A 14,440-nucleotide genomic window follows, 5' to 3' on the forward strand; every position below is an offset into this window, starting at 1 on the left:
GCCCAACTGGGTTGACCTGCGGGGACGGTACCAGTGATCGGCACCGCCCCCGCCCGGCCGCACAGGATTGACGGCCCGTCAGCGCGCCGGTGTCTCCTCCAGCACCCCGGCCAGGACCCGCGCCGCCCGTTCCGCGTCGGCGAACCCGACGTACAGCGGGGTGAATCCGAACCGCAGCACGTCGGGCCGCCGCAGATCGCCGACGACCCCACGCTCGATGAGGCGACGCATCACCGGCTCGGCCTCGGCGCAGCGCAGGGCGACCTGGCTGCCGCGTTCGGCGTGCGCGGCCGGGGTGACGGAGACGACCCGGCCCGCCGGTGCGTACGCCGCGACGCACTCCAGGAAGAAGTCCGTCAGCGCCAGCGACTTGGCCCGCACCGCGTCCACCGAGACGCCGTCCCACACGTCCAGCGCCGCCTCCAGCGTGAGCATGGAGACGATGTCGGGCGTGCCGACCCGGCCCCGTACGGAACCGTCCGCCGGGGCGTAGTCGGGGGTCATGCCGAACGGGTCGGCGTGCGAGTTCCAGCCCGGCAGCGGGGAGTCGAAGGCGGCCTGGTGGCGCTCGGCGACGTACAGGTACGCGGGCGAACCGGGGCCGCCGTTCAGGTACTTGTAGGTGCAGCCGACCGCCAGGTCCACGCCGTGCTCGTCCAGCCCGACCGGCAGGGCGCCCGCGCTGTGGCAGAGGTCCCAGACGGCGATCGCGCCCGCCGCGTGGACGGCAGCGGTCAGCCCGGGCAGGTCGTGCAGCCGTCCCGTACGGAAGTCCACCTGGTTGAGGAGGACGGCGGCCGTACGCTCCCCGAGCGCGGACGGTACGTCGTCGGGTGCGACCGGCACGATGCGGTGGCCGGTGAGCCGGGCGGCGGAGGCGGCGATGTACCCGTCCGTGGGAAACGTCGTCGCGTCAACCAGGATCTCGTCGCGTCCCCCGCCCGCGAGACCGGCGAGGCGGGTGGCGGCGACGACGGCCTTGAAGACGTTCACGCTGGTCGAGTCACCGACGACGATCTGCCCGGCGGCGGCCCCGACGAGCGGCGCGATCCGGTCGCCGATCCGCTCGGGCGCGGTCCACCAGCCGCTCTCGTCCCAGGACCGGATGCGCAGCTCGCCCCACTGGCGGGTGAGGACGTCCTGCACGCGGGCCGGGACGTGGACGGGGAGCGCGCCGAGCGAGTTGCCGTCGAGGTAGACGCCGTCGTCGAGCGCGAAGAGCTTGCGGCGGTCGGCCAGCGGGTCGGCGGCGTCGAGGGCGAGTGCCCGCTGACGAAACGTCTCAGACATGGCTGCGCGCCGTCCACAGCTCCGGGAACACGTTCTTCGTGGCGCGCTTCTCCAGCCAGGCCACCCCGGCGGAACCGCCGGTACCGGTCTTGGAGCCCATCGCGCGGCGGGTGGCGACGAGGTGGTCGTTACGCCATCGCCAGACGAGCTCGCCGACGTCGGTGAGCAGCTCGCCGAGGCGGACCAGCTCGTCGTTCTGGTCGTCGGAGGCGTAGATCTCCGCCCACACCGCCTCGACCTCGGGCGACGGCTCGTACCGCTTGGTCAGGTCGCGGCCGGTGACGGACTCCGGGATGGCGTACCCGCGCCGGGCCAGCAGCGCCAGCGTCTCGTCGTACAGGCTGGGCTCTCCGAGCGCCTTCTCCAGCTCGGCGTGGACACGGGGCGCGCCCCGGTGCGGCACCAGCATGGAGGCGGACTTGTCGCCGAGCAGGAACTCCATGCGCCGGTACATCGCCGACTGGAATCCGGAGCCCTCGCCGAGCGAGCCACGGTAGGAGTTGAACTGGGCGGGGGTGAGTCCGGCGAGCGGCCGCCAGGACTCGTTGAGCGCCTCCAGCTCGCGCAGCGAACGCTTCAGGGCGTCGCGCGCGACAGGTATGCGGTCCTCGCGCAGCGCGCGGGTGGCGGTCTCCCACTCATGGACGATGACCGTGAACCACAGCTCCATGACCTGGGTGGTGACCAGGAAGACCATCTCGCCGGGGTCGTCCGAGCGGAGGTGCTGGAGGTGGGTCAGGACATCCGCCTGGACATAGTCCTCGTACGGAGTCGTTCCCGCGAAGTCCAGGTACGGGGTGTCCGCACCGGTGGCTTCGGGGTCGGGGTGATTGGTCGACATCGCTGTCTCCTCGACACGAGCTTCCGGGTAGCGGTCCGCCCCTTCCGTGAGGTGATGGAGCTCCGGTCCCCTGCTCGCATACTAAGCGCCTCCCCGCCCGACGTGCTTGGGCGGGGAGCGCTCAGGAAGTCAGCTGAGGATGTCGGCGGCGGTCGGCGAGGAGTCGCGCAGGAACGTCGAGCAGCGCTCGTGCTCCTCGGTCTCCCCGATGGACCCGGCGGCCCGGGCGAGGGCGTGCAGGGCGCGGAGGAAGCCGCGGTTCGGCTCGTGCTCGAACGGTACGGGGCCGTGGCCCTTCCAGCCGGCCCGGCGCAGGGAGTCGAGGCCGCGGTGGTAGCCGGTACGGGCGTACGCGTACGACTCGATGACCCGGCCGCCCTCGAACGCCTCGTCGGCGAGCTGCGCCCAGGCGAGCGAGGAGGTGGGGTACTTCGCGGCGACCTCGGCGGGCGGGGTGCCGGCGGCGAGCAGCTCGCGCGGCTCGGGGTCGTCGGGCAGATGGGTCGGGGCGGGGCCCCCGAGCAGGTTCTCGTGGATGGACATGGATCAAGTGTGCCTGGACCGGGCCGCCGGGGACACCGCACCGGCCGCCCTACTGCCCGGTTTCGCGCGCCGGCTGCGGTGGCCGGAAGACGGCTCACGGCGCCCGCTCCGGACACCTGGGGCCGGGCCCCTCACCGCCCGGCTTCCCGCGCCCGCTCCGGCTCCAGCGGCGGGGCCACGATCCCGCAGTGGACAGTGCACTCGGGCCGCTCCTCCGCCCGTTCCGGCTCGGCGGCGGTGACCGGCGGGGTGCGGACGGTCCAGCAGGCGATGACCGCGCCCAGCACCAGCAACCCGGCGCACATCGGCATCGCCCGCCGGAAGGTCGCCGCGAACTCGCCCGCGTCCCGGTACGCCTCCGGGCCCATCCCGGCGAGCAGCGGCAGCGCGGCCACCGCGATCAGGCCGGCGGCCCGGGCGGCCGCGTTGTTGATCCCGCTGGCCAGCCCGGCGCGCCCGGTGTCCACGGCGGCCAGGACGGTCGCGGTGAGCGGGGCCACGACCACGACGAGCCCGGCGCCGAGCACCAGGACGGCGGGCAGCACCTCACCGACGTACCCGCCGAAGGACGCACTGCCCGGCCCCACCCGCAGCATCAGCAGCATCCCGGCGGCGGCCAGCAGCGGCCCCACCGTGAGCGGGATACGCGGCCCGATCCGGCGGCCCAGCTCGCCGGACCAGGCGGAGAACAGCAGCATCAGGATGGTCGTCGGCAGCAGCGCGGTACCGGCACCGAGCGCCGAATATCCGGCGACCACCTGGAGCTGGATCGCGGAGAGGAAGAAGAAGCCGCCGAGCGCCGCGTACACGCAGAACGTCACCAGGTTGACCGAGGTGAAGAGGCGCGAGCGGAAGATCGACGGCGGCAGCATCGGATCCGCCCGCCGCCGCTCCACCAGCACGAACGCCACGCCGAGCAGCACCCCGCCGAGCGCCGCCCCGATGACGAGCGGCGAGGCGCCCTGCTGCGGCGCCTCGATCAGCGCGTACGTCACCCCGGCCAGCGCGAACGCCCCGAGCGCGGCCCCCAGCACGTCGAACCGGCCGTGCGCCGCCGGATCGCGCGACTCCGGTACGTGGCGGAGGGCGACGGGCACGCAGATCGCGGCGAGCGGCAGGTTGAGCAGGAAGACCCACCGCCAGCCGGGCCCGTCGACCAGCCACCCGCCCACGAACGGCCCCACGGCCGCCCCGACCCCGCCGAACCCGGACCAGAGCCCCACGGCCCGCGCCCGGTCGTCGGGATGGAAGCTGGCCTGGATGAGCGCGAGGGACCCCGGGGTGAGCAGCGCCCCGCCGACCCCCTGAAGGGCGCGGGCGGCGATGAGCACCTCCGCGTTCGGGGCGATCCCGCAGAGCAGCGAGGCGACGGCGAACCACACCACCCCCACCACGAACACCCGCCGCCGCCCGTACCGGTCGCCGAGCGCCCCGCCGAGCAGGATCAGCCCGGCGAGGGTCAGCATGTACGCGTTGACGGTCCACTGGAGCGCGGCCAGATCGGTGTCGAGGTCGGCGCCGATGCGGGGCAGGGCGACGTTGATGACGGTCGAGTCGAGCATCGCCATGCCGGAGCCGAGCACGGTGGTGAGCACGACCCACCGCCCGACGGGGGAGGCGACCCGGATCTCCCCGGGAGCGGAGCCAGCAGCAGCCATGGGGCCAGCGTGCCTCAATTAAGCCCCTCCGGCGATTGAGGAGCCCCGGAGAGCCCGCACGGGGCAGGGGCCCACCCTTCAAGCCCCTCCGGCGTTTGAGGAGCGGGGGCCGGGGCAGAGCCCCCGAAACCAGCGACTACCGCGCGGCCTCCACGCGCCGCACCCCTGGGCACCGTCACAGGGGCGCCGCCCCCGTACCCCCGCTCCTCAAACGCCGGAGGGGCTGGAGTGTGCGGCCCCCACGGCCTTCACCGCCCGCACCAGCGCCTCCACCCCCCGCTCCACCTTCGCCCGAGGGCACCCCACGTTCAGCCGCACGAACCCCGGCGCCCCGTAAACGGAACCCCCCATGATCGCCACGCGCTCCCGCTCCACCAGCACCCGCTGCAACTCCGCGTCGTCCACCCCCGCCGCCCGCAGGTCGATCCACGCCAGGTACCCGGCCTGCGGCGGCTCCCACCCCAGCTCGGGCAGGTCGGCGGAGAGCCGCTCCGCGACGTGACCCAGGTTCCCCGCCACATACGCCCGCACCGCGTCCAGCCACGCCGCCCCCTCCCGGTACGCCGCGATGTGCGCGGTCAGCGACAGCACCGCCGGGGAGGCGAGCCCCTCCGCCGTCTCCATGCGCCGCAGGTACTCCGCCCGGTCCGCCGGATCGCCGATGAGCCCGTACGAACCGGTCAGCGCCGGAAAGTTGAAGGCCTTCGACCCGGAGGTGATGAGCGCCCAGCGGCCCTCACCGGCCACCCGCGTCCACGGCACATGGACGTGCCCGTCGTGCACGAAGTCCGCGTGGATCTCGTCGCTGACCACCGCGACCCCGTGCCGTTCCGCCAGCTCCGCCATCCGGGTCAGCTCGGCGGCCGTCCAGACCCGCCCGGTCGGGTTGTGCGGCGAGCACAGCACCAGGACCTTGGCGTCCGGCCGCGCCAGCTCCCGTACCAACGCCTCCTCGTCCCCGACCGGCACCCCGCGCAGCTCCCGCCCGAGCCCGGTGATCGCCTTGCGGAAGCCGTCGTACGTGGGGGTGTGGACGACGACCCCGTCCCCCTCGGCCGTCCACATCTGGAGGAGCTGGGAGAGCTGGCTGAGCACGGACGGGCCGTACACGAGCTGCCCGGTGTCGATCTCGGTGCCGTACCGGGTGGCGTACCAGTGCGCGACGGCCGAGCGGAAGTCGTCCTGCCACCAGGTGGTGTAGCCGAAGACGCCGTGGTCCAGCCGGGCCCGTAGTGCGGCGAGCACCTCGGGCGCGGTGGTGAAGTCCATGTCGGAGATGGTGAACGGGAGCAGCCCGTCGACCCCGAACCGGTCGGCGACCCCGTCCCACTGGACGCACCAGGTGCCCCGGCGGTCGACGGCGGTGTCGAAGTCGTACAGCTCGGCCATGACGGGCCCTCCCTCTGTGAACGGTCTCGGCACGGCAACGGGCCCGGCCCTCCGGGGAGGAGGACCGGGCCCGACGCCGTACATCCGTACTCGTCTACTGCTTACTTCAGCTTCGTGCCGGTGGAGCGCAGGTTCGCGCACGCCTCGGTGACGCGCACGGCCATGCCCGCCTCGGCGGCCTTGCCCCAGGTGCGGGGGTCGTAGGTCTTCTTGTTGCCGACCTCGCCGTCGACCTTCAGGACGCCGTCGTAGTTGCGGAACATGTGGTCCGCGACCGGACGGGTGAAGGCGTACTGGGTGTCGGTGTCGAGGTTCATCTTCACGACGCCGTTCTCCAGAGCGGTGGCGATCTCCTCGGCGGTGGAGCCCGAGCCGCCGTGGAAGACGAAGTCGAACGGCTGGCTGCCGGCCGGCTTGCCGTACTTCTCGGAGACGCCCGACTGGAGGTCCTTCAGCAGCTCGGGGCGGAGCACGACGTTGCCCGGCTTGTAGACGCCGTGGACGTTGCCGAAGGAGGCGGCCAGCAGGTAGCGGCCCTTCTCGCCCAGGCCGAGCGCCTCGGCGGTGCGCAGCGCGTCGTCGACGGTCGTGTACAGCTCGTCGTTGATCTCGTGCGTGACGCCGTCCTCCTCGCCACCGGTCGGGGTGATCTCGACCTCAAGGATGATCTTGGCGGCGGCGGCCTGGGCCAGCAGCTCCTGGCCGATGGCCAGGTTGTCGGCGAGGGTCTCGGCCGAGCCATCCCACATGTGGGACTGGAACAGCGGGTTCAGACCCTTGGCGACGCGCTCGGCGGAGACGGCGAGCAGCGGACGTACGTAACCGTCCAGCTTGTCCTTGGGGCAGTGGTCGGTGTGGAGCGCGACGGTGACGTCGTACTTGGCCGCGACGATGTGCGCGAACTCGGCCAGCGCGACCGCGCCCGTGACCATGTCCTTGTTGTACTGGCCGCCCAGGAACTCCGCACCGCCCGTGGAGATCTGGACGATGCCGTCGCTCTCGGCCTCCGCGAAGCCGCGCAGGGCCGCGTGCAGCGTCTGCGTCGAGGTGACGTTGATGGCCGGGTAGGCGAACTTGCCCGCCTTGGCCCGGTCGAGCATCTCGGCGTAAGCCTCGGGGGTTGCGATGGGCATCTGACCGCTCCTTGGGATGTGCGGGTGTACAGGCGTGTAAGTCCCTGACCTGGGGGCGACGTCATCGTCGCCCCCATCTTCCCAGACTCCTCATCCGGCTCCACCCGGCGGACCCTGTTTCACGTGAAACAGTCCGTGAGGTCCGAAATGGCTCAGGTGAGGCCGAGGTCGGCCACCGAGTAGACCTGGATGTACGGCAGACCGGCCTCCGCGATGGCCGGAGCGGCACCGCGCTCCACGATCACGGCGACGGCGACGACCTCGCCGCCCGCCTCCCGTACGGCCTCGACGGCGGTCAGCGGCGAGCCGCCGGTGGTGGAGGTGTCGTCGACGACCAGGCAGCGGCGGCCCTTCACGTCGGTGCCCTCGATCCGGCGCTGCATCCCGTGCGCCTTCTGCGCCTTGCGGACGACGAACGCGTCCAGGCTCTTCCCGCGTGCGGCGGAGGCGTGCAGCATCGACGTGGCGACCGGGTCGGCGCCGAGCGTCAGCCCGCCGACGCAGTCGAAGTCCAGCGCGGCGGTGGCGTCGAGCATGGCCTGGCCGACCAGCGGCGCGGCCTTGCCGTCCAGCGTGATCCGGCGCAGGTCGATGTACCAGTCGGCTTCCAGCCCCGAGGAGAGGGTCACCTTGCCGTGCACCACGGCCTTGTCCTTGATCTGCTGGAGCAGGTCAGCGTGTACGTCAGTCATGTCCACGAGGGTATGCGCATGCCGAAACCCCCGGAGCACGCCCCGCTCCGGAGCACGCCCCGCCTCAGAGCCGCGCCCAGCTCCAGGTCGTCGTGATCTCCAGCGGGTCGATCGGCGTGACCAGGCGAGGTGTGGTGTTCAGGCCGTTCGGCGGACCGGACTGCGGCTCGACGCAGATCGCCTCGTCCTGCTCGTCGTAGATGACCCCCCACTCGCTGCGGCTCTTCACCGTCAGCTCCAGCTGCTCCGGCCAGGTGAGCTTCACGTCCACGCCGTCGGGCATCCCGAAGCAGTCGTCCCACGGTCCCGGTACGGGGTCGATGCGGCGGCCGGTCGGCAGGTGGTCCTCGCCGCGCTCCTCCTGCCAGGTCGCGTCGAAGGAGAGCTCAGCGGGCCGGCCGTCTTCGAGGCTGCGGTGGAACCAGGGGTGCCAGCCGGCCTGGGCCGGGAAGGAGGTGCCGTACGTCTCCACGGCGAGGCCGAGGGTCAGCCCGTCCTCGGTCAGCTCGAAGGTCTGGGTCACCCGGCCCTCGTACGGCCAGGGCTCGGCGAGGTCGTAGTAGAAGGCGGCCTGCGCCTTGTCCACGTGGGCGGTCTGCCAGGCGGTGTCCCGGCCGGTGCCGTGGATGGCGTGCGGCGGTGAGTTGAGGGGCAGTTGGTGGGCGGCGTCGCCGTTGCGGAACTTCCCGTATCCGGTACGGCCGCACCAGGGCACCATCGGGAAGCAGCCGTACCGCTCGCCCTGGCGCAGCAGTTCGGTGGAGCCGATCCGCAGGCTGCTGATCCGGCAGCCGTGGGCGGGCTCGACGGTCAACTCGGCGTCGCCGACGCGGAGCCTGACGCTCTCTTCGTTCTCTGCGTTCCGGTTCTCTGCGTTCTGCGTGGTCTCTTCGCTGCTGCTCACCCGACGACCCTACTGGCGGTCTCCTGGCGGTGCCTCACCTGCGGCGCCGCAACGCCCGGCTCAGCACCACGGCGGAGGCGAGCGCGAGAGCGGCGGCCGGTGCGACCCAGCGCAGAGTGGTTCCGGGCCCGCCCGCGTCCGGCGAGGGCACGGGGGCGTACCGGCCGCGCGGAGGCGCGTGGTCGACCTCCTCCGCGCTGCGGCCGATCATGGTGCGGCGGGCGTGCGCGGCCTCGGCGGGCGGCTCGTCGGGGACGGTGAACTCCACTCCGGCGACGGGGTCGAGGGCGGGCGGTGGGACGGGCGATTCGAATACGGAGGCGGGTTCGGCGGGTTCTTCGGGCCCACCGGCGGGCTCTTCGGGTCCACCGGCAGGCCCGGCGGGTTCGTCGGGTCCACCGGCAGGCCCAGCGGGTACGTCGGGTCCACTCGCAGGCTCGGAGGGCTTCGGGAGGTCAGCGGGCTCGGAGGGCTCGACGTCTCCCTCAAGCCCTTCGGCCGATACGTCCTCCGCGCCGTCGTCCCCGCCGTCCCCCTCCCGTACGGCCAGCGTCTCCGTCACCAGCTGCTGGGTGAAGCGGTCCAGGAGGCGCTGGGCGGCGGCGAACGCGGCGCCCTCCTCCAGCTCGGCCAGCCGGCCGTCGCCGCTCGCCGTACCGCTGTACGTGAGAGTCGTGCCGCCCTCCGTGCTCGTCCCCGCCGCCGTCCCCGTCTCCGTGAGGGCGAGGGTCAGGGCCAGCTTCACCGCGCCCGTCCCCCGGGCCTCCACGCCCTCCCCGGTCACCGAGAAGCGGTCGCCCTCGGGCCCGGAGAGCTTCAGCTCGCCCCGGTACGTGATGGTGTGGCCGCCGGCCCGGAACTTCCACCGGCCCGCCAGCGGCGACGCCGACGCGTCGGCGTCGCGCTGGAAGCCCGGTACGCAGCGGGCGACCCGGGCGGGGTCGCCCAGCGTGCGCCGCAGGGCCGGGACCGGGACCGGAACGAACACCTGATGCTCCATACGACCGAGCCTAATCGCCCCCGGCCCGCCCGTCAGGGCTTCCACCCGCCCGGCCCTCGTGCCCGGCGCCACCGCACGAGGCCCCCGGGAGCCCCTCACGCCTCCTCCCGGTACCGCGGGTGGACCAGCGTGGACGGCGCCTGCCCCGGCAGCCGCAGCCGGTCCGCCGCCCGGGCCCCCTCCCGTAGTTCCGCCTCCCCGAGCGAGCGCGGTACCGGCGCACCGGCGCCGAGCCCCGGCTCCCCCACCGCTTCCGCCGCCGCGAGCAGGAAGCCCCAGTCCTCCGCGGACCGGCCTCCGGAGGCGGGCCGGTCGGGGCTCGCGGTGGAGCCGGACGGGTGACCGGAGGGGCGGGCCGGGATGCGGTACGGGCGGGTGGCGAGGCCTCCGGCCCGTACCGAGGCCTCCACCGTCCAGAAGGTCCGCGGCCGGACCACCGGCGGGCCCGCGTGCACCACGAGCCGGCCGCGCGGGGCCAGGGCCTCGGCGATCAGGCCGTAGAACTCGGCGGAGTACAGCTTCGTACTGGCCGTGATCCCCGGGTCCGGCAGGTCGGAGATCACCACGTCGTAGCGGCGGTGGTCGGCGCGCAGCCAGGTGAAGGCGTCCGCGCCGACGGCGGTGAGGCGGGGGTCGCGGTAGGCGTGGCCGTTGAGCTCGGAGAGGGCCGGGTCGGTGCGGGCCAGCCGGGTGACGGCGGGGTCGATCTCGACGACGGTGACCGAGCGGACGTCCGCGTACCGGAGCACCTCGCGGGCGGCGAGCCCGTCGCCGCCGCCGAGGACGAGGACGCGGGCGCGGGGCCCGTCCATCGCCGGGTGGACCAGCGCCTCGTGGTAGCGGTACGCGTCGCGGGCGCTGACCCGGAGCCGGCCGTCCAGGTAGAGGCCGAGGGAGTCGCGGTCGGTGCCGGTCAGGACGACCTCCTGCACCCCGGTCTGCACGGCCACCCGCACCTGGTCCCCGTAGACCGCCCGCCGCGCCGCCCGCTCGAAGTCGTCGACCAGGAACGTGGCGGTGGCCAGGACGGCGATCACCGAGAAGTTGACCAGGAAGAGGAGGCGGCGGGAGCGGGGCGTGAGGTCGCGGCGGAACACCCACAGGACCAGCGCCCCGCCGGCGGCCGCGTTCACCGCGCCCGTCAGGAGCGCGCCGGTGAGCTGGCCGAGCATCGGCAGCAGGAGGAACGGAAAGGCCAGCCCGCCGACGAGCGCGCCCACGTAGTCGGCGGCGAAGAGATCGGCCACGGCCCCGCCCGCGTCCTGCCGGTCGACGCGCTGGATCAGCGTCATCAGCAGCGGGATCTCCGCGCCGATCAGCACCCCGATCGCCAGCGAGAACCCGACCACGGCGTACCGCGACTCACCGAGCCAGGCGAACGACGCGTACAGCACGAGCGCCGAGGAGCCGCCGATGAGCGCGAGGGCCGCCTCGATCAGCCCGAAACCGACGGCGGCGTGGCAGCGTAAACGTTTCGCGAGGAGCGAGCCGATGCCCATCGCGAAGACCATCGTGGAGAGCACGACGGAGGCCTGGGTGACCGAGTCACCGATCAAGTAGGAGGCGAGCGCGACCAGTTCCAGCTCGTAGACGAGACCGCAGGCCGCGCAGACGAAGACGGCGGCCAGCACGAGGAACCGGCCGGTCCTCGGCCGTACGGGAAGCCGCGCCGCGCCCCCTCGCAGCGACACCTGCTGGTCGATCATGCTGCGAACGCTACGTCACCGCCCGGTCGCCGCCTGTCACCCACAAGGGTGCAAGTAACCACAGGAGTTCTAGTGACGCGGCCGGGAGGCACCAGGCCCCCGGCCGCGCGGCCCTCAGAGCGCGGGCGCCGGGATGCGCACCCCCACCCGGGTCCGGGTGACCACCAACTGCCCTTCCTGCGGGTACGCGTGCCAGGTCCGCCACCGCACCTGGCCCTCGATGCGCTGGGCGAGCATCGCGGTGAAGGCGTACGGGGAGCCGGGGAAGGTGCCCGCCAGGCCGTGCGGGTGGTCGCTCACGAGCGCGAGCAGCTCCTGCGCCCGTCCCGCGAACTGGCCCTGCGTCAGGGTCTCGACGCGGGCCGCGAACTCGTACTCCCAGTCCCCGAGCCGCTCGGCGACACCGAGAGGGAGCGGAGTGCTGCTGCCCGGGATGCAGGCGACGGTCTCGGAACAGACACCGCGGTCCTCCTGGAGGAGCACCTGGTGGGAGGCGCCGAGGAGCCTCAACTGCAGTTCGGCACCGCCGAGCTGGAGGTCGAGGACGGCGAGGGCCGGGAGCGGCTCCCGCCCCAGGGTCCAGGCCAGGTCGGCGGCGCGGGTATCGGAATAGGCCGTCTGGAGGGTGGTGAGCATGGGTCGGCTCCGCAAACACACATGGACGCATGGACAGCGGGCTTCCCCCGAGCGTGCGCGTGGGAGGAGGGGAGCGCCCGATCTGGTCCAACTGGGGTCCGAGGGCTGAATGTTCTCTTCGAGAAGGGAATCACGAAGTACGCCGCACTCGCAGCGTTTTTACCCAACTTGACGTGGTTTCCATCCCCCCGGGGGCAGCCCGGTTCAACTGTTCAGCCGTTTTCGTCTGCGTGGCTCAACGACAGGGCGCCCGGAGGGAGTTCACCCTCCGGGCGCCCGGCCCTGGAGTCACTGTCGGTGACGGCGACGGCCTCCCGGCCCGCTCAGCTGCCTCCGCCGCAACCACCGCCGCCGCCGCCGCACGACGACCCACCGCCGCACGAGTGGCCGCCGGAGGAGGAGCCGCAGGACGAGGAGCCGCCTCCGTCACCGCCTCCGCCGACCCACCAGCCACCGCCGCCCGCCGCCGAACCGCTCGCGGCGGACCGCCGCCGGGCCCGCCCGGACGGTCCGCTCCCGACCCGGGTCGCCCGTGCCAGGGCCACCAGCAGGCCGACGAGAATCCCCACACCGATCAGCACCGTGACGAGGACAGTCATGCCCCTCACCCGCCTTTCTCTCCCCCGAAGCGAGCGGTTCCCCCGTCGCTTCCCGGATCTCTCCGGTTTCCCGGTCTTCCTTCGTGACAGGGGGATCCCCCTGTCACGAACGCGCCAAAGCAGACTTGAGCAACTCCAGAGCTTGAGCGCAGGATGGCGCCCATGACACAGGGACACGGGCAGGACCAGGCACACCAGGGGCACGGACCCGAGGGACGACGACCGCTGCTCAACCGCAGCCTGGCCGGGTTCGGGACGACGATCTTCGCCGAGATGTCCGCGCTGGCCGCGCGGACCGGCTCGATCAACCTCGGCCAGGGCTTCCCCGACACCGACGGCCCCGAGGAGATCAGGGAGGCGGCGGTCCGGGCGCTGCGCTCCGGCCACGGCAACCAGTACCCGCCAGGCCCCGGCGTCCCGGAGCTGCGGACCGCCGTCGCCGACCACCAGAAGCGGTTCTACGGCCTGACCTGGTCCCCCGACACCGAAGTCCTGATCACCACCGGGGCCACCGAGGCGATCGCCGCCGCGCTGCTGGCGCTGGTGGAGCCGGGCGACGAGGTCATCGCGTTCGAGCCGTACTACGACTCGTACGCCGCGTGCATCGCGATGGCCGGCGGCGTCCGCGTCCCGCTCACCCTCCGCGCCCCCGCCTTCCGCCCGGACCTCGACGAGCTGCGCTCCCTGATCACCCCGCGCACCCGCCTCCTGCTGCTCAACTCACCGCACAACCCGACCGGCACGGTCCTCACCCCCGAGGAGCTGAGCGGCATCGCGGCCCTGGCGGTCGAACACGACCTCCTGGTGGTCACCGACGAGGTGTACGAGCACCTCGTCTTCGCCGGCTCCCACCACCCGATCGCCGCCCTGCCCGGGATGCGCGAGCGGACGGTCTCCATCTCGTCGGCCGGCAAGACGTACTCGTACACCGGCTGGAAGATCGGCTGGGTGACGGCCGCCGCGCCGCTGGTGACGGCGGTGCGCTCGGCGAAGCAGTACCTCACGTTCGTGAGCGGCGGCCCGTTCCAGTACGCGATCGCGGAGGCGCTCCGGCTGCCGGACGCGTTCTTCACGGAGTTCCGCGAGGGGATGCGCCGCAGGCGCGACCTGCTGGCGGAGGGCCTGCGGAGCGCGGGCTTCCGGGTCTACGAGCCGGAGGGGACGTACTTCGTCACCACCGACATCTCCCCGTTCGGCGAGGAGGACGCGTACGCCTTCTGCCGGGCCCTCCCGGAGCGCTGCGGGGTGGCCGCCGTCCCGGTCTCGGTCTTCTACGACGACCCGGAGGCGGGCCGCAGCCAGGTCCGGTTCACGTTCTGCAAGCGGGAGGACGTGCTGGAGGAGGCGGTGGAGCGGCTGGGGCGGCTGGGGTGAGGACGGAACGGCCCGGGAGGCGGTCGTGGTGACCGCCACCCGGGCCGCTGTCGTGGTGCGAGGCGTCAGGCGCCCGCGGACTCCGTGCCCTCGCCGTCCGTCTTCTCCTCGGCCGGCGCGAGGCCGAGGCGCTCGACGAGCCACTTGTCGAACTCGATCGAGGCGCGCACCCAGCTCACCGTCGAGGAGACGAAGTGCTCCAGGCTGACGCCGGTGCCGATGAGCATCTGCGCCTCACCGATCAGCCGGACGGAGCCCGCCTCACCCTCCTCGCCCTCGTGGGCGTGGGTGTAGACCTTGGGCCACAGGGTGCGGCGGTTCCAGTCGTCGATGGCGTCCAGGAGGACCGGACGCAGGTCGAGCGCGTGCGGGCGGTCGTAGAACGTACGGACCGAGAAGACCTGCTGCTCGTCCTCGCCCCGGAACATGAAGTACGTCCGGAACTCTTCCCACGGCGCGGCGAGGTCGCCCTCGTCGTCGACGACGTACTTGAGCTCCATCTGGTCGAGGAGCTGCTTGACGAGGCCCTGGTCAGGGACGACGGGGCCCTCCGGTCCTGCCGCCTGCGGTTCGGGCTGGCCCCCGAAATTAGGAATCGAGGACGGATCGATGCTCACCGTTATTTCCCTTCGTGCGGTTGGCGGCCATCCTCTCCCATGGCGGGCGGGGCATGGC

14 protein-coding genes are annotated in these 14,440 nt (G+C 72.8%); 1 reads left to right on the forward strand and 13 read right to left on the reverse strand.

What is annotated here, in order from left to right; translation table 11 throughout:
* Window positions 1-78: 78 nt before the first annotated feature.
* The 12 genes from kynU to ACQP09_RS15905 all read right to left on the reverse strand — a co-directional run bounded on the left by kynU (window position 79) and on the right by ACQP09_RS15905 (window position 12,391).
* Window positions 79-1,290, reverse strand: coding sequence for a kynureninase (kynU, locus tag ACQP09_RS15850; protein ID WP_433399915.1), 1,212 nt, complete (start codon window positions 1,288-1,290; stop codon window positions 79-81).
* Window positions 1,283-2,131, reverse strand: coding sequence for a tryptophan 2,3-dioxygenase family protein (locus ACQP09_RS15855; RefSeq protein ID WP_432152732.1), 849 nt, complete (start codon window positions 2,129-2,131; stop codon window positions 1,283-1,285). Before ACQP09_RS15855 ends, kynU begins: the two co-directional genes overlap by 8 nt.
* 129 nt (window positions 2,132-2,260) lie before the next feature.
* On the reverse strand, window positions 2,261-2,674 hold the full coding sequence (locus tag ACQP09_RS15860) for a DUF3151 domain-containing protein (RefSeq protein ID WP_015609558.1): 414 nt from the start codon (window positions 2,672-2,674) through the stop codon (window positions 2,261-2,263).
* A gap of 131 nt (window positions 2,675-2,805) precedes the next feature.
* Window positions 2,806-4,332 (reverse strand): DHA2 family efflux MFS transporter permease subunit, encoded by a 1,527-nt coding sequence (locus ACQP09_RS15865; RefSeq protein WP_433399919.1) that lies wholly within the window; start codon window positions 4,330-4,332, stop codon window positions 2,806-2,808.
* 207 nt (window positions 4,333-4,539) lie between these two features.
* Window positions 4,540-5,721, reverse strand: a complete 1,182-nt coding sequence (locus ACQP09_RS15870) for a MalY/PatB family protein (protein ID WP_433399922.1) — start codon at window positions 5,719-5,721, stop codon at window positions 4,540-4,542.
* Window positions 5,722-5,822: 101 nt separating this feature from the next.
* Complete coding sequence (fbaA, locus tag ACQP09_RS15875; RefSeq protein ID WP_018514124.1) at window positions 5,823-6,854, reverse strand: class II fructose-bisphosphate aldolase; 1,032 nt, start codon at window positions 6,852-6,854, stop codon at window positions 5,823-5,825.
* Between the two features lie 152 nt (window positions 6,855-7,006).
* Window positions 7,007-7,546 carry an orotate phosphoribosyltransferase gene (gene pyrE / locus ACQP09_RS15880; protein WP_433399925.1) on the reverse strand — a complete coding sequence of 180 codons (540 nt, stop codon included), beginning with the start codon at window positions 7,544-7,546 and terminating at the stop codon, window positions 7,007-7,009.
* A gap of 64 nt (window positions 7,547-7,610) precedes the next feature.
* Window positions 7,611-8,450, reverse strand: a complete 840-nt coding sequence (locus tag ACQP09_RS15885; RefSeq protein WP_433399927.1) for an aldose 1-epimerase — start codon at window positions 8,448-8,450, stop codon at window positions 7,611-7,613.
* Between the two features lie 34 nt (window positions 8,451-8,484).
* A complete protein-coding gene (locus ACQP09_RS15890) occupies window positions 8,485-9,450 on the reverse strand; it encodes a carbon monoxide dehydrogenase (RefSeq protein ID WP_433399930.1) in 966 nt (321 codons plus the stop codon).
* A 95-nt stretch (window positions 9,451-9,545) separates the two neighbouring features.
* Window positions 9,546-11,156 (reverse strand): polyamine aminopropyltransferase, encoded by a 1,611-nt coding sequence (locus tag ACQP09_RS15895; RefSeq protein ID WP_433399933.1) that lies wholly within the window; start codon window positions 11,154-11,156, stop codon window positions 9,546-9,548.
* 114 nt (window positions 11,157-11,270) lie between these two features.
* Window positions 11,271-11,792, reverse strand: a complete 522-nt coding sequence (locus ACQP09_RS15900) for a DUF2617 family protein (protein ID WP_433399936.1) — start codon at window positions 11,790-11,792, stop codon at window positions 11,271-11,273.
* A 323-nt stretch (window positions 11,793-12,115) separates the two neighbouring features.
* A complete protein-coding gene (locus ACQP09_RS15905) occupies window positions 12,116-12,391 on the reverse strand; it encodes a hypothetical protein (RefSeq protein WP_433399939.1) in 276 nt (91 codons plus the stop codon).
* A 162-nt stretch (window positions 12,392-12,553) separates the two neighbouring features.
* On the opposite strand from ACQP09_RS15905, the gene ACQP09_RS15910 reads away from it, so the two are divergent.
* Window positions 12,554-13,765 carry a pyridoxal phosphate-dependent aminotransferase gene (locus ACQP09_RS15910; RefSeq protein WP_433399942.1) on the forward strand — a complete coding sequence of 404 codons (1,212 nt, stop codon included), beginning with the start codon at window positions 12,554-12,556 and terminating at the stop codon, window positions 13,763-13,765.
* Window positions 13,766-13,830: 65 nt separating this feature from the next.
* Here the strand turns inward: ACQP09_RS15910 and ACQP09_RS15915 are convergent, their stop codons facing one another.
* Window positions 13,831-14,382: a YbjN domain-containing protein gene (locus ACQP09_RS15915; RefSeq protein ID WP_433399945.1), complete on the reverse strand. Its 552-nt coding sequence runs from the start codon at window positions 14,380-14,382 to the stop codon at window positions 13,831-13,833.
* Window positions 14,383-14,440: the final 58 nt, after the last annotated feature.

This window comes from Streptomyces sp. CA-146814, from assembly GCF_050942385.1.
Taxonomy (GTDB): domain Bacteria; phylum Actinomycetota; class Actinomycetes; order Streptomycetales; family Streptomycetaceae; genus Streptomyces.